The 19650-nt window shown below is 65.1% G+C and carries 16 protein-coding genes; 4 read left to right on the top strand and 12 right to left on the bottom strand.

What is annotated here, in order from left to right; genetic code table 11:
• Nucleotides 1-48 precede the first annotated feature (48 nt).
• The 3 genes from rsmG to B0920_RS23800 form a co-directional block, all read right to left on the bottom strand.
• Nucleotides 49-696 carry a 16S rRNA (guanine(527)-N(7))-methyltransferase RsmG gene (gene rsmG, locus B0920_RS23810; RefSeq protein WP_078035178.1) on the bottom strand — a complete coding sequence of 216 codons (648 nt, stop codon included), beginning with the start codon at nucleotides 694-696 and terminating at the stop codon, nucleotides 49-51.
• The gene (gene mnmG, locus B0920_RS23805; RefSeq protein ID WP_078035177.1) at nucleotides 693-2624 is read right to left on the bottom strand and encodes a tRNA uridine-5-carboxymethylaminomethyl(34) synthesis enzyme MnmG; all 1932 of its coding nucleotides are present in this window, start codon (nucleotides 2622-2624) and stop codon (nucleotides 693-695) included. Before mnmG ends, rsmG begins: the two co-directional genes overlap by 4 nt.
• A gap of 192 nt (nucleotides 2625-2816) precedes the next feature.
• Nucleotides 2817-3587 (bottom strand): TSUP family transporter, encoded by a 771-nt coding sequence (locus B0920_RS23800; protein ID WP_078035176.1) that lies wholly within the window; start codon nucleotides 3585-3587, stop codon nucleotides 2817-2819.
• A gap of 125 nt (nucleotides 3588-3712) precedes the next feature.
• On the opposite strand from B0920_RS23800, the gene B0920_RS23795 reads away from it, so the two are divergent.
• Nucleotides 3713-4870, top strand: coding sequence for an iron-containing alcohol dehydrogenase (locus tag B0920_RS23795; RefSeq protein ID WP_078035175.1), 1158 nt, complete (start codon nucleotides 3713-3715; stop codon nucleotides 4868-4870).
• On the opposite strand, the gene B0920_RS23790 is transcribed toward B0920_RS23795, so the two are convergent.
• The 7 genes from B0920_RS23790 to B0920_RS23760 form a co-directional block, all read right to left on the bottom strand.
• Nucleotides 4852-5691, bottom strand: a complete 840-nt coding sequence (locus B0920_RS23790; protein WP_078035174.1) for an alpha/beta fold hydrolase — start codon at nucleotides 5689-5691, stop codon at nucleotides 4852-4854. The genes B0920_RS23795 and B0920_RS23790 overlap by 19 nt on opposite strands.
• Before the next feature lie 33 nt (nucleotides 5692-5724).
• On the bottom strand, nucleotides 5725-6705 hold the full coding sequence (locus tag B0920_RS23785; RefSeq protein ID WP_078035173.1) for a branched-chain amino acid ABC transporter permease: 981 nt from the start codon (nucleotides 6703-6705) through the stop codon (nucleotides 5725-5727).
• A 10-nt stretch (nucleotides 6706-6715) separates the two neighbouring features.
• The gene (locus B0920_RS23780) at nucleotides 6716-7600 is read right to left on the bottom strand and encodes a branched-chain amino acid ABC transporter permease (protein ID WP_078035172.1); all 885 of its coding nucleotides are present in this window, start codon (nucleotides 7598-7600) and stop codon (nucleotides 6716-6718) included.
• Nucleotides 7601-7718: 118 nt separating this feature from the next.
• On the bottom strand, nucleotides 7719-8927 hold the full coding sequence (locus B0920_RS23775) for an ABC transporter substrate-binding protein (protein WP_078035171.1): 1209 nt from the start codon (nucleotides 8925-8927) through the stop codon (nucleotides 7719-7721).
• 20 nt (nucleotides 8928-8947) lie between these two features.
• Nucleotides 8948-9655, bottom strand: coding sequence for an ABC transporter ATP-binding protein (locus tag B0920_RS23770; protein ID WP_078035170.1), 708 nt, complete (start codon nucleotides 9653-9655; stop codon nucleotides 8948-8950).
• Entirely contained in the window at nucleotides 9655-10425 is a 771-nt protein-coding gene (locus B0920_RS23765) for an ABC transporter ATP-binding protein (protein ID WP_078035169.1), read from the bottom strand. Before B0920_RS23765 ends, B0920_RS23770 begins: the two co-directional genes overlap by 1 nt.
• A gap of 163 nt (nucleotides 10426-10588) precedes the next feature.
• Nucleotides 10589-12214, bottom strand: a complete 1626-nt coding sequence (locus B0920_RS23760; protein ID WP_078035168.1) for a GMC family oxidoreductase — start codon at nucleotides 12212-12214, stop codon at nucleotides 10589-10591.
• 856 nt (nucleotides 12215-13070) lie between these two features.
• Here B0920_RS23760 and B0920_RS25815 point away from each other — a divergent pair.
• The 3 genes from B0920_RS25815 (at nucleotide 13071) to B0920_RS23750 (ending at nucleotide 14755) form a co-directional block, all read left to right on the top strand.
• Nucleotides 13071-13277 (top strand): hypothetical protein, encoded by a 207-nt coding sequence (locus B0920_RS25815; RefSeq protein WP_143745894.1) that lies wholly within the window; start codon nucleotides 13071-13073, stop codon nucleotides 13275-13277.
• A gap of 215 nt (nucleotides 13278-13492) precedes the next feature.
• Entirely contained in the window at nucleotides 13493-13951 is a 459-nt protein-coding gene (aac(6'), locus tag B0920_RS23755) for an aminoglycoside 6'-N-acetyltransferase (RefSeq protein ID WP_078035167.1), read from the top strand.
• A gap of 9 nt (nucleotides 13952-13960) precedes the next feature.
• A complete protein-coding gene (locus B0920_RS23750; protein WP_078035166.1) occupies nucleotides 13961-14755 on the top strand; it encodes a 5'-methylthioadenosine/adenosylhomocysteine nucleosidase in 795 nt (264 codons plus the stop codon).
• On the opposite strand, the gene ald is transcribed toward B0920_RS23750, so the two are convergent.
• Both ald and putA read right to left on the bottom strand, forming a co-directional pair.
• Nucleotides 14725-15840 carry an alanine dehydrogenase gene (ald, locus tag B0920_RS23745; RefSeq protein WP_078035165.1) on the bottom strand — a complete coding sequence of 372 codons (1116 nt, stop codon included), beginning with the start codon at nucleotides 15838-15840 and terminating at the stop codon, nucleotides 14725-14727. The genes B0920_RS23750 and ald overlap by 31 nt on opposite strands.
• A 129-nt stretch (nucleotides 15841-15969) precedes the next feature.
• Nucleotides 15970-19614 (bottom strand): trifunctional transcriptional regulator/proline dehydrogenase/L-glutamate gamma-semialdehyde dehydrogenase, encoded by a 3645-nt coding sequence (putA, locus tag B0920_RS23740; RefSeq protein WP_078035164.1) that lies wholly within the window; start codon nucleotides 19612-19614, stop codon nucleotides 15970-15972.
• Between the last annotated feature and the right edge of the window lie 36 nt (nucleotides 19615-19650).

The raw sequence follows: 19650 nt of genomic DNA, 5'->3' as shown, positions 1-19650 counted from the left end.
GGTTTAAACGGTATAAACTATTTATTCAGTTTATTCGAGCTATACCGTTTAGTGGTTTCGTTCGATGAACACCAGGTGCCGCTCCGCTCCCAGCCTGGGCACCTGCAGGGGCTGCAAACCGGTCACTTTCCAGTCTGCCGGCAGCCGCTCGCGTTCCTCGCTCGGCGCCACCCCTTTCAAGGCGATGAAGCGCCCGCCCTCGGCCAGCAGGTGGCCGGACCACTCCACGAAATCGGACAGGTCGGCGAACGCGCGCGAGGTGATCACGTCGAATTTGTCGCTCACCTCCAGGTCCTGCACCTTTTTCGTGTGCACGCTGACGTTCGCCAGGCCGAGCTCCGCCTTCACCTGCGTGAGGAAGGCGGTTTTCTTGTGCACGGTGTCGATCATGGACACTTTCATGTCCGGCCGGCTGATCGCCAGCACGATGCCCGGCAATCCGCCCCCTGCCCCCACATCCAGCACCTTGCGCGCGCCGGCGAAGGCCGGCACGGCCGCGAGCGAATCGAGCAGGTGGTGGGTCACCATCTGCATCGGGTCGCGCAGCGAGGTCAGGTTATAGACCGAATTCCACTTGGCCATCAGCGCCAGGTAATCCATCAGCTGGCCCTGCTGGGCCTCGCTGACGTCGAGCTTCATCTCGATGATGCCGTCCGCCAGCACTTTGCTCAGGAGCGCGCGATCGAACCCCCTCATTCGGCCTGCTCCGCCGGCACGCTGGTGAAGCCCTTGGCGCCGCGCTTTTTCAGGTGCACCAGCAGCAGCGAAATCGCCGCCGGGGTCACACCCGAGATGCGCGAAGCCTGGCCCAGGGTCTCCGGACGCTGCTTGTCCAGCTTCTGGCGGACTTCGATCGACAGCGCCTGGATCTCCAGGTAGTTCAGGTTCTCCGGCAGCTTGAGGTTCTCGTAGTGCTCGTGGCGCTCCACTTCGCGGGCCTGGCGGTCGATGTAGCCTGCGTACTTGATTTGGATTTCCACCTGCTCCTTCACCGCCGGGTCTTCCACGCCGGGGCCGGCCAGCGCCTGGCCTTCATTGCCGGTCATGCTCATCAGGGTGTCGTATTCGACGCCCGGACGGCGCAGCAGGTCGGCCAGGTTGTATTCGCGCTCGATGGCCTGCCCCACCACGCGCTCGGATTCGGCCGCGGCGAGGATGCGGGGGTTGACCCAGGTCGAGCGCAGGCGTTCGAGCTCGCGCGCCACCGATTCGCGCTTCTTCTCGAATGCTTCCCACTGGGCGTCGCCGACCACGCCGAGCTGGCGGCCGATCTCGGTCAGGCGCATGTCGGCATTGTCCTCGCGCAGCGAGAGGCGGTACTCGGCGCGGCTGGTGAACATGCGGTAAGGCTCGGCCACGCCCTGGGTAGTGAGGTCGTCGACCAGCACGCCGAGGTAGGCTTCCGAGCGGCTCGGCGTCCAGGCGTCCTTGCCTTGGGTTTGCAGGGCGGCGTTCAGGCCGGCCAGCAGGCCCTGGGCCGCGGCTTCTTCATAGCCGGTGGTGCCGTTGATCTGGCCGGCGAAGAACAGGCCCTTGATCGCCTTGGTTTCCAGCGAGGCCTTGAGGCCGCGCGGGTCGAAGTAATCGTATTCGATGGCGTAGCCGGGGCGCAGGATGAAGGCGTTTTCCAGGCCGCGCATCGAGCGCACCAGTTCCAGCTGCACGTCGAACGGCAGGCTGGTCGAGATCCCGTTCGGATAGAACTCGTTGGTGGTGAGCCCTTCCGGCTCGAGGAAGATCTGGTGCGACTCTTTCGAGGCGAAGCGGTGGATCTTGTCCTCGATCGAGGGGCAATAGCGTGGGCCGACGCCTTCGATCACGCCGGTGTACATCGGGCTGCGGTCCAGGCCGGAGCGGATGATGTCGTGGGTCTTTTCGTTGGTGTGGGTGACCCAGCACGGCACCTGGCGCGGGTGCATGGCGGCGTTGCCCATGTACGAGAACACCGGCACCGGATCGAGGTCGCCGGGCTGCTCGGACAGCACCGAGAAATCGATGCTGCGCCCGTCGATGCGCGGCGGCGTGCCGGTCTTCAGGCGGCCCTGCGGCAGCTTGAGTTCCTTCAGGCGCGCGGACAGCGAGGCCGCCGGCGGATCGCCCGCGCGGCCGCCCGAGTAGTTCTGCAGGCCGACGTGGATCTTGCCGTCCAGGAAGGTGCCAGCAGTCAACACCACGGCGCGGGCGCGGAACTTGAGGCCGACCTGGGTGACGGCACCGACCACGCGGTCGCCCTCCACCATCAGGTCGTCCACGGCCTGCTGGAACAGCCACAGGTTCGGCTGGTTCTCGAGGCGCGAGCGGATGGCGGCCTTGTACAGGACACGGTCGGCCTGGGCGCGGGTGGCACGCACGGCCGGGCCCTTGGACGAGTTCAGGATGCGGAACTGGATGCCGGCTTCATCGGTGGCGATGGCCATGGCGCCGCCGAGGGCGTCGACTTCCTTGACCAGGTGGCCCTTCCCGATGCCGCCGATGGATGGGTTGCAGGACATCGCACCCAGGGTTTCGATGTTGTGCGTGAGCAGCAGGGTCTTTTGACCGGTGCGTGCGGACGCGAGCGCGGCCTCGGTTCCGGCGTGGCCGCCGCCGACGACGATGACGTCGAATTCGGTAGGAAATAGCATGATGGGAGTAATGCGAGGAAGGCTAATGCGCGATTATAGATTCTTTTTTCTCGGCAGACTCTCGATGGATCCGGAAAACGACGAATTTTGTTTCACGTGAAACAGTGCTCAGCTGTATGCCGACATGGTTCCACGTGAAACAATAAAAAAGCCGGGGTGTCGGCCCGGTTTTGTTTCACGTGGAACAGACTTCTACCAGCCTAGCTTGGTGAAGGCATCGTAAGCCGTCTTCAAGATCAGCGCGCTCACGACGAACAGGAAGAGCTTGCGAACGAAGCCGCTGCCGTGCTTCAGCGCCAGCTTGGTGCCCACCAGCGACCCGGCAATCTGGCAGCCAGCCATGAGCAAACCGATCTGCCACAGGATGTGACCGCTATAGCCGAACCACATCAGGGCGGAGAGATTGCAGGCCACGTTGACGATCTTGGCGGCGGCCGAGGCACTCAGGAAGTCGAACCCGAAGAAGCGAACGAAGAGGAAGATCAGGAAACTGCCGGTGCCCGGACCGAAGAAGCCATCATAGAAACCGATGGCGGCGCCAATACCGATCGCCCAGTACCGCTCCGCCAAGCCGCTGTGCACAGGTGCGTGCACCGCACCCAGGTCCTTCTTCCTGAAAGTGTAGACAGCAACCGCAACCAAGATGAAGGGCAAGAGTGTACGTACAAAGTCTGCAGGGACACGCGTGACGGTCCATGCGCCGGCAAAGGAGAGGGCGAAGGCAGCGATCGCCGCCGGCGCCGCCGTGCTCCAGGCCACCCGCACACGGCGCGCGTAATTGAGGGCCGCCGACCCGGTGCCGAAGATCGCGGCAAACTTGTTGGTGCCCAGCAGGGTGGCGGGCGCCTCCCTCGGCAGCAGCGAAAACATGGCAGGAATCTGGATCAGGCCGCCGCCGCCGACAACGGCGTCGACCAGGCCGGCGGCAAAGGCAGCGCCACCGAGCCACACAAAGTCGATCATGGGGAACTTTCGGATGAGTGCAGACCGTGAATTGTACGGCAAGCTAACTTCCCAGATGCAACCCGCACTGTCGGCGGAAAACTGAATGCGGTAAGCTAGACCAATCACGCCATGAGGAGACCAGCATGACCGCCTTCGCCTTCCAGACCGTCGCCAGCATCCTGTCCGAAGCCGGCCTTGCCTCGAAGCTCGGCAGGGTGCTGGCCGAGCGTTTCCCGCATGCGCGACGTCCGCTGATCGTGACCGACCCCGGCTTCCTGCGCACCGGCCTGATCGAACCGGCACGGCAGGACATGGCGGCGTGCGGCATGCAGCCGGCAGTCTGGTCGGACGTGGTCGCCGATCCTCCAGAACTGGTCGTGCTTGACGCGGTCGAGGCGGCGCGCCGCCATGAGGCCGACCTCGTCATCGGCTTTGGCGGCGGCAGTTCGATGGACGTCGCCAAGCTCGTCGCCGTGCTGACCGGCGGCGCGCAGGCCCTGGCCGACATCTACGGCATCGGCAAGGTCGTCGGCGGGCGCTTGCCCTTGGTCCAGGTGCCGACCACCGCCGGCACCGGTTCCGAGGTGACCAACATCGCCATCGTCACCACCGGCGCGACCACCAAGATGGGCGTCGTCGCACCCCAGCTCTACGCGGACCTTGCCATCCTCGACGCCACCCTGACCCTCGGCCTGCCGCCCAAAGTGACGGCCGCGACCGGCATCGACGCGATGGTGCACGCCATCGAAGCCTATACGAGCAAGCACAGGAAGAACCCGCTGTCCGACGCGCTCGCCAGGGAAGCCTTGAGCCTGCTGTCGCGCAACCTCTTGCCGGCCTGCGAACGCGGCCGGGACCTCGAGGTCCGGCAGGCGATGCTGCTTGGCGCCTGTCTCGCCGGACAGGCCTTCTCGAATGCCCCGGTGGCAGCGGTGCACGCGCTGGCCTATCCCATCGGCGGCATCTTCCATGTGCCGCATGGGCTGTCCAACTCCCTGGTGCTGCCACATGTGCTCGAATTTAACCTGCCGCAGGCCGAGGCGCCGTATGCCGAACTGGCCGGCATCGTGGTCCCGCACGCGAGCGGCAGCAGCGAAGCGAGGGCGAGGGCGCTGATTGTTGCGGCGCAACAAACCGCCAAGATGACCGGGATCGAGACGATGTTGCGGCAGGTCGGCATCGAGGAAAGCGACCTCGACCGCCTGGCCGACGACGCCATGCTCCAGACCCGCCTGCTCGGCAACAACCCGCGCGAAGTCACGCGCGAGCACGCGCGGGCGATCTACGCCGCCGCCTTGTAGGGCGCGCTGGTAAGGAAATCGATCAGCAGGGCGTTGAGGCGATCGGTGGCCGAAAGCTGCATCCAGTGCCCTGCCCCGCTCAGGCGCTCATAGCGGAACCCGGCCTGGCAGTGCTCGGCCGAATCCAGCATCTGCTTTTCGCCGAGCGCCGGATCGCGGTCGCTCCACACGCCCATCACCGGCACCTCGACCGGATGCCAGCGGCGCGGCGAACCCAGCTTGAGGTTGGCGCGGTAGTAGTTGAGCGCCGCGGTCAGGCGCCCTTCCGGCTCCAGCGCCTTGCGCCAGATAGCCTGCTGCTCCCTGTTGCGGGTCATCTGGCGCAGGAAGTACCAGTCCCTGGCCTTGATCGCGTGCTCGGCCACCACCGGCATCATGAAGCCCAGGATGTACCAGAAGCGCATCCGCTGGGCTGCGCCAGCGTGGGCGATGGCGGCGGGATGACCTGTGGACAAGGCGGCGAAGCGCTCGACGCGCTGCGGCGCGTCCATGCACAGCTGCCAGCCGACGAGGCCGCCCCAGTCGTGGCCGACCACGGCCGCCTTCTCGATGCCGAGCGCGTCCATCAAGCCGATCACGTCGGCGCACAGGAATTCGATGGCGTAGGCACCGGTGCTGGTCGGTGCATCGGTCTTGCCGTAGCCGCGCAGGTCGGGAGCGATGACGCGCATGCCGGCCGCCGCCAGGGCCGGGATCTGCTTGCGCCAGATCTCGTGGGTATCCGGAAAACCGTGCAGCAGGAAGACGGGCGGGCCCTCGCCCATGCTCACATAGTGCATGGTGAGGCCGTTGACGACGGCATAGTGCGATTCGACGCTCATGCTCCCTCCGACGCAGGCAAACGTGTCCGCTCGTCAGGAACTTGCTTTTGAGCTCCTTCCTAGCAGCACACCAATTTCCCCAACAATACCACGCCGGAACAAGAGAACGCAGACAATGAAGATCAGGCCGGTCACCATGCCCACCGACTCGCCCAGGGTCCCGAACCAGGCGATGCCGAGCGACTCCGCCAGCCAGGCGCCGAGGTCGCCCAGCTTGTTTTCCAGCGCCACCACCAGGAAGGCGCCGAGGATGGGCCCGGCCATCGTTCCCATGCCCCCTACGAGGGTCATGAGGACCACCAGGCCCGACATGGTCCAGTGGACGTCGGTAAGCGTCTCGAAGCCCAGGACGACCGTTTTGGTGGCTCCTGCGAGCCCTGCCAGGGCGGCGGACAGGACGAAGGCCAGCAGCTTGTAGCGGTCCACCTCGTAGCCCAGCGAGACCGCCCTCGCCTCATTCTCCTTGATCGCCTTGAGCACCTGGCCGAAGGGCGAATGCACGGTGCGCACGATGAGCGCGAAACCGGCGACGAAAATGGCCAGCACCACGTAGTACATCGCCAGGTCGTTCGACAGGTCCAGGCCCAGCAGCGTCCCGCGCGGCACGCCCTGCAGGCCGTCCTCGCCGTGGGTGAAGGGCGCGCGCAGGGCGGCGAAATAGACCATCTGGGCCAGCGCCAGCGTGATCATCGAGAAGTAGATGCCCTGGCGGCGGATCGCAAGCGCGCCGATCACCAGGCCGAGCACACCGCTGGCCAGCACGCCGAGCAGGATGCCGACCGGCGTCGGTAGGCCGGCCACGGCCAGCAGGTGGCCGGTGGTGTAGCCGGCCGCGCCGAAGAAGGCCGCGTGGCCGAACGAGAGCAGGCCGGTGAAGCCGATCAGGAGGTTGAAGGCGCAGGCGAACAGGGCGAAGCACAGGAGCTTCATCAGGAACACCGGATAGGCCAGGAAGGGCGCGGCCAGCGCCAAGGCCAAGGCCAGAACGATCAGGTAAGCAGTTTTCTTGTTCACGGGCGCCCTCCTATTTCTCTTTGCCGAACAGCCCGGCCGGGCGCAGCAGCAGCACGATGACCATCACGACGAAGACCACCACTTCCGAACCTTCCGGGTAGAACACGCGGGTCAGGCCCTCGATCACGCCCAGCGCCAGGCCGGTGAGGATGGAACCCAGGATCGAGCCCATGCCGCCGATCACGACCACCGCGAAGACCACGATGATCAGGTTCGATCCCATCAGGGGCGTCACGTTGATCACGGGCGCGGCCAGCACGCCGGCGAAGCCCGCCAGCGCCACGCCGAAGCCATAGGTGAGCGTGACCATCAGCGGCACGTTGACGCCGAAGGCCTCGACCAGGCGCGGGTTCTCGGTGCCGGCGCGCAGGTAGGCGCCCAGGCGGGTCTTCTCGATCACGAACCAGGTCGAGAGGCAGACCACGACCGAAGCGGCGACCACCCAGGCGCGGTAGTTCGGCAGGATCATGAAGCCCAGGTCGGTGGCGCCGGTCAGTTGCTCGGGCACGTCCAGGGTCTGGCCGGAGACGCCGAAGAAGGAGCGGAACACGCCTTCCAGCAGCAGGGTGATGCCGAAGGTGAGCAGCAGGCCGTAGAGGTGGTCGAGCTTGTACAGCCAGCGCAGCATGGAGCGTTCGATCAGGATGCCGAACAGGCCGACCAGCAGCGGGGCGATCAGAAGCATGGCCCAGTAGTTCAGGCCGAAGCTGGTGGCGCCGATGTAGGCGGTGAAGGCGCCGACCATGTACAGGGCGCCGTGGGAGAAGTTGATGACGTTGAGCAGGCCGAAGATCACGGCCAGGCCCAGGGAGAGCATGGCGTAGAAGGAGCCGTTGACCAGGCCGAGCAGGAGTTGGCTGAGCAGGGCTTGGTGGGGGATGCCGAAGATGTCCATGGGTCGCTTTGCTGGGTTCCGGGAGGATCGACGGAACTTGGATCCCGGCGGGGCCGCCGAGGCCTTCGCCGGGACGACGGTTTTTTGGCTAACGCTTATCGAAGGCGCTGCCAGGCGCTCATTTCCACAAGGAGCACTTGGTTTCGGCTTTTTTGGTGTAGGCCTGGTCGCCGGGGATGGTGGCGACGACCTTGTAGTAGTCCCAGGGGTACTTCGATTCCGACGGCTTCTTCACCTGCATCAGGTACATGTCGTAGACCATGCGGCCGTCCGGGCGGATCACGCCGTTCTTGGCGAACATGTCGTTGATCGGCGTCTTCTTCATGTGGGCGATCACCTTGTCGGCGTTGTCGGTGCCGGTGGCCTTCACCGCGTTCAGGAACTGGTTCACGGCCGAGTAATCGCCCGCCTGCAGCATCGAGGGCTGCTTCTTCATCTTGGCGAAGTAGCGCTTCGACCAAGCGCGCGTGTCGGCGTTCATGTCCCAGTACCAGCCGTCGGTCAGGTACATGCCCTGGGTCGTGTTCAGGCCCAGGGTGTGCACGTCGTTGATGAAGACCAGCAGGCCGGCCAGTTTCATCTTCTTGGACAGGCCGAATTCATTGGCCGCCTTGACCGCGTTGATCGTGTCGCCGCCGGCGTTCGCCAACCCCAGCACCTGGGCCTTGGACGACTGGGCCTGCAGCAGGAAGGACGAGAAGTCCGAGGCCGACAGCGGGTGCTTGACGCTGCCCACCACGGTGCCGCCGTTGGCCTTGACCACGTCGGCGGTGTCCTTCTCGAGCGACTGGCCGAAAGCGTAATCGGCGGTCAGGAAGTACCAGGACTTGCCGCCCTGCTTGATCATGGTCGCGCCGGTGCCGCGCGCCAGCGCCACGGTGTCGTAGGCGTAGTGCACGGTGTAGGGCGTGCACTGCTCGTTGGTCAGCTGGGCGGTGCCCGAGCCGATCGCGATGAAGACCTTCTTCTTCTCCGCCGCCACCTTGGCCATCGCCAGGCTGGCGCCGGAATTGGTGCCGCCGATGAGCAGGTCGACGCCCTGCTGGTCGAACCATTCGCGCGCCTTCGAGGCCGCGATGTCGGGCTTGTTCTGGTGGTCGGCCACCAGCAGCTGGATCTTCTTGCCATTGACCGCCCCGCCGGCGTCGGCGATCGCCATGCGGATCGCCTCGGCGCCGCCGTTGCCGTCGATGTCCGAATACACGCCCGAGAGGTCGCTGATGAAGCCGATCTTGATCACGTCGCCCGAGATCTGGGCGTGGGATGGCAGGGTCGCGCCGGCCGCGAAGGCGCCGGCGAGGACGAGGGTGAGTGCGCGTCGTTTCATGTGGTCTCCGTTATCGTGAGTCATACCCCCAGGAGCTCGGTCAGCACCGGCATCCTGGTGTCCAGTTCGGGCGCGGCGATGGTTTCCACCACCTGGCCGTGCTCGATGACGTAAAAGCGGTCCGCCAGCGGGGCGGCGAAGCGGAAGTTCTGTTCCACCATGACGATGGTGTAGCCCTTGGCCTTAAGCGTGGTGATCATGCGCGCCAGGCTTTGCACGATCACTGGCGCCAGGCCTTCCGATATCTCGTCCAGCAGCAGCAGGCGCGCGCCGGTGCGCAGGATGCGCGCCACCGCCAGCATCTGCTGCTCCCCGCCCGACAGGCGCGTGCCCTGGCTGTGGCGGCGCTCGTAGAGGTTGGGGAACATCGTGTAGATCTCGTCCAGCGTCATGCCCCCTTCCGCGCTCTTCAGGCGCGGCGGCAGCAGCAGGTTCTCCTCGGCCGAGAGCGAGGAAAAAATGCCCCGCTCTTCCGGGCAGTAGCCGATGCCGAGGTGGGCGATGCGGTGGGTCGGCAGGGCGATCGCCTCCGTACCATGGACGCGGATCGAGCCGCTGCGGCGCCCGGTCAGGCCCATGATGGCGCGCAGCAGCGTGGTGCGGCCGGCGCCGTTGCGGCCCAGCAGGGTGACGACTTCGCCCGTGTTCACCCCCAGGTCGACGCCGTGCAGGATGTGCGATTCGCCGTACCAGGCGTGCAGGTCGCGGATCTCGAGGGCGGCCGCCATCAGTGCGCCCCCTGCAGCTGGCCGTCGGCGCTGCCCATGTAGGCCTCCATCACCTGGGGATTGCGCGCCACCTCGGCGTAGCTGCCTTCGGCCAGCACGGCGCCGCGCTGGAGCACCGTGATGCGGTCGCAGATGCCCGACACGACCTGCATGTTGTGCTCCACCATGAGGATGGTGCGCCCGCTCGACACCTTCCTGATCAGCTCCGTGACGCGGTGCACGTCTTCATGCCCCATGCCCTGGGTGGGTTCGTCCAGCAGCATCAGTTCCGGCTCCATTGCCAGCGTGGTGGCGATTTCGAGCGCCCGCTTGCTCCCGTAAGGCAGGTCGGCCGTGAGCGTGGTGGCGAAGCGCTCCAGGCCCACTTCGGCCAGCAGTTCCATGGCGCGCGCGTCCAGGCTGTCCAGGCTGCGTTCGCTGCGCCAGAAGTGGAAGCTGGTCCCGAGCCGGCGCTGCAGGCCGATGCGCACGTTCTCGAGCACGCTCATGTGGGGGAAGACGGCGGAAATCTGGAAGGAGCGGATCACCCCCATGCGGGCGATCTGGGCCGGTCGGGCGGCCGTGATGTCCTTGCCGTTGAACAGAATCTGTCCGGAAGTCGGAACGAGGAACTTGGTGAGGAGGTTGAAGCAGGTCGTCTTGCCGGCCCCGTTGGGGCCGATCAGCGCGTGGATATGTCCGCGCTCTACCTGCAGATTGACCTTGCTGACTGCCGTGAATCCCTTGAATTCCTTGCTCAGGTCCCGAGTCTCCAGGATGACATCCGCCATTGGTACTCCCGCAACATTGATTTAACAATAATACATACAAGGCGGCAGGGTCACAACTCGGCAAGGCAGGCGTGCGCCCCCTCATGGGGCAGGCAGCACGCACGCTAACTGTGCAGTTTTGCACAGGCTGGTGCACAGCCCGCGCAGCAGCTTATGCACAAAGTTATCCAGAGCCCGCCAGGATGTCTTCGGCGGCCTTTTCAGCAATCATGATGGTCGGCGAATTGGTGTTCCCCGATGTGATGAAGGGCATGATCGATGCGTCGATCACGCGCAGATTTTTGACGCCGCGCACACGCAGGCGGCTATCCACCACGGCCGTCGGATCCTCGCTTCTGCCCATGCGGCAGGTGCCGACCGGGTGGAAGATCGTGGTGCCGATCATGCCGGCGGCCTGGGCCAATTCTTCCTCGGTCTGGTACTGCGGACCGGGCAGGTATTCCTGGGGCTGAAAGCGCGCCAGTGCAGGGGAAGCGACGATCCGGCGCGTCAATCCGAGCGCGGAGGCGGCGGTCTTCCGGTCGTCTTCCGTGCTCAGGTAATTCGGCACGATTTTGGGTGCGGCATAGGTGTCTTTCGATGCGATGCGCACGTGGCCGCGCGAGCTCGGCTGCAGGTTGCAAACGCTGGCCGTGAAGGCCGGGAAGCGGTGCAAGGGGTCGCCGAATTTGTCCAGCGAAAGGGGCTGGACATGGAACTGCAAGTCCGGCGCAGGCAGGTCCGGCCGGGAGCGCGCGAAGGCGCCCAACTGCGATGGCGCCATCGACATCGGCCCAGTTCTCCACAGGGCGTACTCCAGACCTATCCACAGCTTGCCGAACCAGTTCGAGGCCCTCGTATTGAGCGTCGGCGCGCCCTTCACTTTGAAGATCATCCGCAGTTGCAGATGGTCCTGCAGGTTCTCCCCGACGCCGGGCAAGTCGACCAAAGGCGCGATGCCGTGCTCCTGCAGCAGCGCCGCGGGACCGATCCCCGACAGCTGGAGAATCTGCGGAGAGCCGATCGCGCCCGCCGCGAGCAGGACTTCGCGCTGAGCGGTGGCGGTGAAGGCGCGGCCGCCACCCGTGAACTGCACGCCGCGGCAGACCTTGCCCGCGTCCGTGTCCTCGAACAGCAGGCGCTCGACGTGGCAGCCGGTCATCACCGTCAGGTTCGGACGCTGCGCGGCCGGCGCCAGGAAGGCCCGGGCCGTGTTCAGGCGAATGCCGCGCCGCTGGTTGACCTCGAAATACGAGGAACCTTCGCCGCCGCCGGCATTCAGGTCGGCGATTTTCGGGATGCCCTGCTCCGCCGCCGCTTCACGGAAGGCGTCCAGTATTTTCCACGACAGGCGCTGACGCTCGACCCGCCACTCTCCGCCGGCGCCGTGGATCTCGTTCGCCCCGCCATGGTGATCCTCGCTGCGCTTGAACAGCGGCAGCACCCCGTCCCAGCGCCAGGACGGGTCGCCGCTCAGCTCCGCCCAGCGGTCGTAATCGGTTTTCTGGCCGCGCATGTAGATCATGCCGTTGATCGACGAGCTGCCGCCAAGAACCTTGCCCCGCGGGTAGATCAGCGAACGGCCACCCAGGCCGGCGTCCGGCTCGGTCCGGAACAGCCAGTCGGTGCGCGGATTGCCGATGCAGTGCAGGTAGCCCACCGGGATGTGAATCCACAGGTAGTCATCCTTGCCGCCGGCTTCGATCAGGAGGACGTTGAGGTCCTTGCGCTGGGTCAGCCGGTTGGCCAGCACGCAGCCGGACGTGCCGGCGCCGACGATGATGTAGTCGTACTCGCCCGCCGATTCCATGGGCTAGCGAACTCGAACGCAAGAGGAGTGAGCCACCTGGCGGAATGTCCTCGGCATGCGCATACCGCTGGGCTCCGGCATGCGAAAAGCGAGCAGGCACAACAGCGCAAAGAGCTCCAACGTCCCTCCGTCCGTAGTTCAATGAAGCAAGCTTACCAGATCGTAAACGGAAGTCCAGACCCCAACTGTGGATAAGTCCCTGAATATCCACAGGTATCGTTTGTGCAGAACTCGGCTTTTTTACACAGGCAAATTTGTTGTTCAGATTTGCCACCAAGAATTTTGCTCAACAGTGCACCAGCTTATCCGGCGCGTAAGCAACTGATTTTCTACACGTTAACCGGGTTGTCCACAGAAGAGGACAGGCGTTAACCACTACTACCAGCGTGGTATACAGATCTTGGTTGTAAACCTGAGGAGCTCGCGAAAAAAAAATTTTCGTGGTCGGCTGTTGCTACTTTGCTTACTCCTCGAACCTGGATGAGACGCGCCTGCATCGCCGTGATCGATACCGGCCCGACAAGCGAAGAACCGGCTCCCTGCAAGCGTATGTGGACAACCTGATGAATATCCACAGGATCGAATGTGCAGAAAGCGCTGTTAACGATGAGGTCGGGATTTCTGTCCAAGTTTCCTACAGCGCAAAGGCAGCTGTTTTCCTGCCGGTTGACGCGACCATAAACCACTGATCTTGCGGAAAAAACCGCACTTATCCACAAAGCGCGGCACGTTTACTATTACTACCAACTTTGTATACATACTTTTGGATACAACAACAAAAGCATTTGCCTGCCCGTGAAATCGCATACCGCGCGTCAGAAAAACGCGTTAAAAAGCGTCTGCCAAAAAAAACGGCATGCAAACCCTCGTGGCGATGGATACAAACCGGATCGCTGCAACCCAGGGATCACTTTTGCATCGCCTGATCACCCAGTCGCCAGCGTTCTGGAAGACCAAAACAAGTTCAGCTGTGGACAAGCTCATGTATATCCACAGGATCAAGTGTGCAGAAAGTCTTGTTAGCAAGCGCTTCCGTTTTTTGTCCAAGTTCCGTGCAAGCTGAACGCAAGCTTTGTCCAGCAGGTAAACGGCGTCGTAAACGATTGATACTGTGGAGTAAACTCAACTTATCCACAGCACATTGATCGTTTACTATCACTACCAACTTTGTATACACACTCTTTAGGTAAACAACAGAAGCGAAAGCGCAGGAAACCAGCCGCCAGGGAATGCAGTTCTGCTAATCTTCAAGGCTAAAACACTACGCTGGACTTCCCGATGACCTCGATCAAGCGCTGTACAAGCCCTGAACAAGCGGGCTGGCTGGCGCTGCGCATGGCCTTATGGCCCGCAGAAAGCAGCGAACATTTGCCCGAAATGCGGGAGCTCTGTGCACAACCCGATCGTTATGCACAGTTCCTTGCTTATTCCGATGCCGGCGAGGCGCAGGGATTGGTCGAAATCGCGCTCAGGAACGATTACGTCAACGGCACCGAGACTTCTCCTGTCGGCTTCCTGGAAGGCTTGTACGTGCTGCCTGGCTGGCGCAAGCAGGGCATCGCACGCGCGCTGGTCGACCAGGCCATGCGCTGGGCGCGCGAGCAAGGCTGCAGCGAGATGGCTTCCGACGCCCTGCTCGACAATACGGACAGCCAAGCGATGCACCTGGCGCTGGGTTTCGAGGAAACGGAACGCGTGGTGTACTTCCGAAAACCGCTGTACATGCACAAAAAATAGACAGGAATTATGCGATTAGGGATCATCAGCGCACTGCTCGAAGAACAGGCAGGGCTCGTGGAAGCCATGAGAGGGGCCGCCAGGGTCACGCACGGCATGCGCGAGTACGTTGCCGGACAGCTGTGGGAAATCGACGCTGTGTGCGTTTTATCGCGAATTGGGAAGGTTGCCGCGGCAATGACTGCCACCACGCTTGTGGAGAAGTTCGGAGTTACCCACATCCTCTTTACCGGGGTGGCCGGCGCGGGCGATAAAACGGTGAATGTGGGCGATATCGTGATCGCCGAATCGCTGGTCCAGCACGACATGGACGCCAGTCCCCTGTTCCCGCGCTTCGAGGTGCCGCTCACGGGCCGCACGCACTTCCCGCCCGACCAGCCGCTGTCGATGCGCCTGTCGCAGGCCGCTCACGATTTCCTCGAACTGGACTTCCTGGATGCAATCAGCGAGGGAGAACGCCAAACCTTCCGCCTCGCGCAGCCGCGCGTGCACCGCGGCCTGGTGGCCAGCGGCGACCAGTTCCTGAACGACGTGGACAGGCTGGACGCCCTGAACGGCGCCCTGCCCGGCCTGGTGGCGGTGGAGATGGAAGGCGCCGCGGTGGCCCAGGTCTGCCATGAACTCGGTGTGCCCTGCGCGGTGATCCGCGCGATTTCCGACAACGCCAATGAACACGCGGCGACGGATTTCATGCGTTTCGTGAAATCGGTCGCCGCGCAGTACGCTTTTCACATCACCCGGCGCCTGTGCCGGGATCTGGGCCAGGCCCCGCTTCAGCCCAGGAGCGATTCGGCCGGCACGTAGTCGTAGCCGAGGTCCCTGGCCACCGCTTCGTAGGTGACCTTGCCCTGGCAAACGTTGAGGCCATTGCGCAGGTGGACGTCGTCCGCCAGCGCCTTGCGCCAGCCCTTGGACGCCAGCGCCACGGCATGGCCGATGGTGGCGTTGTTGAGCGCGAAGGTGGAAGTGCGCGCCACCGCGCCCGGCATGTTCGCCACGCAGTAATGCACCACGCCGTCGACCACGAAGGTCGGATCGGCATGGGTGGTCGGGTGGGAAGTCTCGAAGCAGCCGCCCTGGTCGATCGCCACGTCGACGATGACCGAGCCCTTCTTCATGCGCGACACCATGTCGCGGGTGACCAGTTTGGGCGCCGCGGCGCCCGGCACCAGCACCCCGCCGACCACCAAATCGGCAGTCAATACCGCTTCCTCGAGCGCATGCGCGTTCGAGTACAGGGTGGAGATGCGGTTGCCGTAGATGAGATCGAGCTGGCGCAGGCGATCGACGTTCTTGTCCAGCACCGTGACGCGCGCGCCGGTGCCGACCGCCATCTGCATGGCGTTGGTGCCCACCACGCCGGCGCCGATGATGACGATGTGGCCGGCGGCCACGCCCGGCACGCCGCCCAGCAGCAGGCCCATGCCGCCCTTGGATTTCTCGAGATGGCTGGCGCCGGCCTGGATGGCCATGCGGCCGGCGACTTCGCTCATCGGCGCCAGCAGCGGCAGGCCGCCGCCCGGGCCGGTGATGGTTTCGTAGGCGATGCAGACGGCGCCCGACTTCACCAGGGCCTTGGTCTGCTCGGGATCGGGCGCCAGGTGCAGGTAGGTGTAGAGCACCTGCCCCGGGCGCAGCATCGCGCATTCGGCCGGCTGCGGCTCCTTGACCTTGACGATCATGTCCGCGCGCTCGAAGATTTCCTTCGCCGTCTCGACCATCGTGGCGCCGGCGGCCACGTACTGCTCGTCGAGCAGGCCGATTTCTCCGCCCGCGTTCTTCTGCACGAGCACCTGGTGCCCGCGCGCGGTGAGTTCGCGCACGGACGGGGGCGTGAGCCCCACGCGGTATTCGTGGTTCTTGATTTCCTTCGGAACGCCAACCAGCATGTCTACCTCCATGTGTGTGGAGCCGTGGGCGGCGAAGCTGCATGCCGCCCCGCCCCGGCTCTCGTCGAAATACGTCTTGTGCTGCTCCTTCTTGTTGCGTTGATCCCTGCGCCGATGCCTGTGTAATTGTTACAGGCCCAGCGTCATGAGGCTTGCGTTGCCGCCAGCCGCGGTCGTGTTGACGCACACCGCGCGTTCCGCCACCAGGCGCCACAGGGCCACCGGCTCGGCCGCCGAGGTATCGACGATGCCGACGATGGCGCCGTCGCGGGCCGCCAGCCGGGCGCGCAGGGTGCCCGCCAGGCCGGTCTCCACCAGGGCGATCTGGAAGTCCTGATTATCCAGCTCGTTCGGTCCGATGAAGCGCACGCCATCCTTCACCGCCGCCGGCAGGTTGGCCGGGGCCACCTCGGGCGCCGCCAGCACCAGGGCGCGGTTGCCGGTCGCCAGCGCCGCCGCGATCTGGTTCAGCAGGCCGGCCGCGCTGTGCGCCGCGCACAGCACCGCGCCGCGCGGCGTGAAGGCCAGGGTGTTGCGCTCGCCGGTCGGACCCGGCAGCGCGATCGATTCGCCGTTGAGCGCCACCCGGCCATAGCCTTCGGCCAGCGCCGCCAACTGCTGGTGGCCGTTGGTGCGCAGCCAGCCGGTCAGGGCTTCCAGGCGCGCGTCGGCCGCGCGGCCGTGCTGCAGCAGCGGCGCGGCGCCGCGCTGCAGGCGCTTGAGGAAGAGCGGACCGCCGGCCTTGGGGCCGGTGCCGGACTTGCCTTCGCCCCCAAAAGGCTGCACGCCCACGACCGCGCCGACGATGTTGCGGTTCACGTAGATGTTGCCCACGTGCGCGCGCTCGACGACGTAGTCGATGGTCTCGTCGATGCGCGAGTGCACGCCCAGGGTGAGGCCGTAGCCGGTGGCGTTGACCGCATCGATCACCTGCGGCAGCTCGGAACGGCGATAGCGCACGATGTGCAGCACCGGACCGAAGACTTCCTGCTTGAGCTCCGACAGCGAAGCGATTTCGAGCACGGTCGGCGGCACGAAGGTGCCGTGTTCGGCGACCGCGGCCGGCAGCTCCAGCGCGAAATGGCTGCGCGCCTTCGGCTTCATGCGCTCGATGTGGGCCAGCAGGTTGCGCTGGGCTTCGGCATCGATGACCGGGCCGATGTCGGTGGCGAGGCGGTCCGGCGCGCCGACGCGCAGCTCCTGCATCGCGCCCTTGAGCATCTTGATGGTCTTGTCGGCGATGTCTTCCTGCAGGAACAGCACGCGCAGGGCCGAGCAGCGCTGGCCGGCGGAATCGAAGGCCGAGCTCAGGACGTCCTGCACCACCTGTTCCGGCAGCGCCGAGGAATCCACGATCAGGGCGTTCTGGCCGCCGGTTTCGGCCACCAGCGGGATGTCGATGCCTTCTTTTTCGGCACGCGCGGCCAGGGTGCGGTTGATCAGCTGGGCGACTTCGGTCGAACCGGTGAAGATCACGCCCTTGACGCGCGCGTCGGCGGTGAGCGCCGCGCCGACCACTTCGCCGCGGCCCGGCAGCAGCTGCAGGGCGGCGCGCGGGACGCCGGCTTCGTGGAACAGCTCCACTGCGCGGGCGGCGATCAGCGGGGTCTGCTCGGCGGGCTTGGCCAGCACCACGTTGCCGGCCGCGAGGGCGGCGGCCACCTGGCCGGTGAAGATCGCGAGCGGGAAGTTCCAGGGGCTGATGCAGGTCACCGGACCGAGGGCGCCGGCGGCTTGCGCGCTGCGGATCTGCACCGCGTAGTAGCGCAGGAAGTCGACCGCTTCGCGCAGTTCGGCGATCGCGTTCGGCAGCGACTTGCCGGCTTCGCGCACGGCCAGGGCCATCAGTTCGGCGCCGTTCTGTTCGAAGAGCTCGGCGGTGCGCTCCAGCATGGCGGCGCGCTTGCCGGCGTCCAGGGCTTCCCATTCACCGGCGAAGGCGCTGGCGGCGGCGAGGGCGGTGGCGACGTCGGCGCTGGTCGCTTCCACCACTTCGCCGACCACGTCGGCCGACTGGGCCGGGTTGATCACCTTGGCGGTAACGCTGGCTTCGACGGCGCCGGCGATCAGCGGCGCGGCGCGGTGCTGGCGCTGCATGGACAGCGCATCGGCCAGCTGGCGCAGGCTGTCTTCGTTGACCAGGTCGATGCCTGCCGAGTTCTTGCGCTCTTCGCCGAACAGCTGCAGCGGCTGCGCGATCGCCGGGTGCGGACGGCCGGCGTGCAGGCGCGCCTGCTCGAAGGGATCGGCCAGCAAGGTGTCGATTGGCACGCTCTCGTCCACGATCTGGTTCACGAAGGACGAGTTGGCGCCGTTTTCCAGCAGGCGGCGCACCAGGTAGGCGAGCAGGGTCTCATGCGAGCCGACCGGCGCGTAGATGCGGCAGGCCTTGTCCAGCTTGCGCGGACCGACGACCTGGTCGTACAGGGTCTCGCCCATGCCGTGCAGGCACTGGAATTCGTAGTTGCTGACGTTTTCGGCCTTGGCCCAGGTGTAGATCACCGACAGGGTGTGCGCATTGTGGGTCGCGAACTGTGGATAGATCAGGTCGGCGGCGGCCAGCAGCTTGCGCGCGCAAGTCAGATAGGAGACGTCGGTGTAGACCTTGCGGGTGTAGACCGGATAGCCGGGCATGCCCTCGACCTGGGCGCGCTTGATCTCGGCATCCCAGTAGGCGCCCTTCACCAGGCGCACCATGAACTTGCGGCCGCTGCGCTTGGCCAGGTCGACCACGAAGTCGATCACGAAGGGGCAGCGCTTCTGGTAAGCCTGGACCACCAGGCCGATGCCTTCGAAGCCGGCCAGTTCGGGATCGAAGGCCAGGGCTTCCAGCATGTCGAGCGAAATCTCGAGGCGGTCGGCTTCCTCGGCGTCGATGTTGATGCCGATATCGTACTGCTTGGCCAGCAGGACGAGGCTGCGCACGCGCGGCAGCAGCTCGCCCATCACGCGGGCGTACTGCGCGCGGCTGTAGCGCGGGTGCAGGGCCGACAGCTTGATGGAGATGCCGGGGCCGTCCTTGATGCCGCGGCCATTGGAGGCCTTGCCGATCGCGTGGATCGCGGTCTCGTAGGAGGCGTAGTAATTTTGGGCGTCGGCTTCGGTGAGCGCGGCTTCGCCCAGCATGTCATAGGAATAGCGGTAGCCGCGGCTTTCGTTCTCGCGGCTGTTCTTGAGCGCTTCGTCGATGGTCTGGCCGGTGACGAACTGGTTGCCCAGCATGCGCATCGCCAGGTCCACGCCCTTGCGGATCAGCGGTTCGCCGCCCTTGGCGATCATCCGGGTGAGCGCCGAGCCCAGGCCCTTCTCGCTGTTGGTGTTGACCAGCTTGCCGGTGATGAGCAGGCCCCAGGTGGCGGCGTTGACGAACAGCGAAGGCGATTCGCCCAGGTGCTTGCGCCAGTCGCCCTTGCTGATCTTGTCGGCGATGAGGCGGTCTGCGGTCTCGCTGTCCGGGATGCGCAGCAGCGCTTCGGCCAGGCACATCAGCGCCACGCCTTCCTCGGACGAGAGCGAGAATTCGTGCATCAGCGCGTCCACGCCCGACGCGCGGGTGCGTTTTTCGCGTACGCTCGACACCAGGCGGTGTGCGAGCATGTAGGCGTCGCCGTTGGCGCTGGCGCCCTGGGCCAGCAGCCATTGGACGGCTTCGGTTTCGTCGCGGCGGTAGGCGGCGGTGATGGCCGCGCGCAGCGGCGACTGTTCGCGTTTGATTTCAGCCTGGAGGGCGTCGAAAGGAACAAAGGTGGAGGCCGGGGAGGCGGCAATCTGCATGGCTAGTCTTCAATCGAATGGTGGATTCCGGTACCG

Source organism: Massilia sp. KIM, assembly GCF_002007115.1.
In the GTDB taxonomy this organism is placed as follows: Bacteria; Pseudomonadota; Gammaproteobacteria; order Burkholderiales; family Burkholderiaceae_D; genus Telluria.
This window is presented reverse-complemented; position numbering and strand designations above follow the sequence as displayed.

Bases quoted from the DNA above. Each gene is read 5' to 3' on its own strand.
- rsmG (WP_078035178.1), bottom strand. From the start codon at position 696: ATGAGGGGGTTCGATCGCGCGCTCCTGAGCAAAGTGCTGGCGGACGGC.
- mnmG (WP_078035177.1), bottom strand. From the start codon at position 2,624: ATGCTATTTCCTACCGAATTCGACGTCATCGTCGTCGGCGGCGGCCAC.
- B0920_RS23800 (WP_078035176.1), bottom strand. From the start codon at position 3,587: ATGATCGACTTTGTGTGGCTCGGTGGCGCTGCCTTTGCCGCCGGCCTG.
- B0920_RS23795 (WP_078035175.1), top strand. From the start codon at position 3,713: ATGACCGCCTTCGCCTTCCAGACCGTCGCCAGCATCCTGTCCGAAGCC.
- B0920_RS23790 (WP_078035174.1), bottom strand. From the start codon at position 5,691: ATGAGCGTCGAATCGCACTATGCCGTCGTCAACGGCCTCACCATGCAC.
- B0920_RS23780 (WP_078035172.1), bottom strand. From the start codon at position 7,600: ATGGACATCTTCGGCATCCCCCACCAAGCCCTGCTCAGCCAACTCCTG.
- B0920_RS23775 (WP_078035171.1), bottom strand. From the start codon at position 8,927: ATGAAACGACGCGCACTCACCCTCGTCCTCGCCGGCGCCTTCGCGGCC.
- B0920_RS23770 (WP_078035170.1), bottom strand. From the start codon at position 9,655: ATGGCGGCCGCCCTCGAGATCCGCGACCTGCACGCCTGGTACGGCGAA.
- B0920_RS23765 (WP_078035169.1), bottom strand. From the start codon at position 10,425: ATGGCGGATGTCATCCTGGAGACTCGGGACCTGAGCAAGGAATTCAAG.
- B0920_RS23760 (WP_078035168.1), bottom strand. From the start codon at position 12,214: ATGGAATCGGCGGGCGAGTACGACTACATCATCGTCGGCGCCGGCACG.
- B0920_RS25815 (WP_143745894.1), top strand. From the start codon at position 13,071: ATGCAAACCCTCGTGGCGATGGATACAAACCGGATCGCTGCAACCCAG.
- B0920_RS23750 (WP_078035166.1), top strand. From the start codon at position 13,961: ATGCGATTAGGGATCATCAGCGCACTGCTCGAAGAACAGGCAGGGCTC.
- ald (WP_078035165.1), bottom strand. From the start codon at position 15,840: ATGCTGGTTGGCGTTCCGAAGGAAATCAAGAACCACGAATACCGCGTG.
- putA (WP_078035164.1), bottom strand. From the start codon at position 19,614: ATGCAGATTGCCGCCTCCCCGGCCTCCACCTTTGTTCCTTTCGACGCC.